The sequence below is a fragment of the Rhizobacter sp. P2_H2 genome (assembly GCF_056403375.1).
This window is the reverse complement of record NZ_JBFUFP010001777.1, coordinates 1-606: the sequence shown is the minus strand read 5'-3', so window position 1 is coordinate 606 and position 606 is coordinate 1. Positions and strand designations below refer to the sequence as shown.

General features: G+C 69.8%; 1 protein-coding gene. It reads left to right on the top strand.

All coding sequences use genetic code 11. The features are described from left to right. Positions 1 to 45: 45 nt before the first annotated feature. Positions 46 to 606: Ig-like domain-containing protein (locus AC1D15_RS36150; protein WP_477829880.1), on the top strand; the 561-nt coding region annotated here is incomplete at its 3' end.

The following is a 606-nucleotide window of genomic DNA, read 5'->3' as shown; positions in this document are numbered from 1 at the left end:
GTGGTGGACACGAGCCTGATCGCAAGCGTCGATCCGGTCGACGGCGTGCTGAACGACGGCAGCGACATCCAGATCGGCACGGCCGCGCAAGCCCTGCTGGAGTTCATTGCCGGCGGGCAGCTCTTGGGCAGCACCAGCATCGTCGCACCGGCCTTTCCGGCCAGCGTGCGCGTGGGCGGGCGCGATCTCGACCCCGCCACCTTGCCGCAGTTCAGCCATGTGCCGCCCGACCGGCTGCCGCCGGTGCTGCTGAGCTTTGGGCTGGATGCGGCCAGCGACACCGGCACGCCCGGCGACAACAAAACCAGCGCCAACCCCGTGACCCTGGCGGGCGCCACGCAGGCCGGCACCACGCTGAAGCTTCGCCACAGCGGCGACCCGACTGTGTTGTCCACCACCACGGCCGCGGCCGACGGCAGCTTCAGCCTCGCAGGCATCACGCTGGCCCTGGGCGACAACACCTTCGAGCTGACCCTGGCCGACGCCGCCGGCAACCTCACAGTGGCCAGCATGCATGTGCTGCTGGAGCCTGCTGGCGACGGCGACACCACCGCGCCCACTTTGGAAGCCGCACTGCAAAACGACACCGGGCTCTTGGCCGATGAC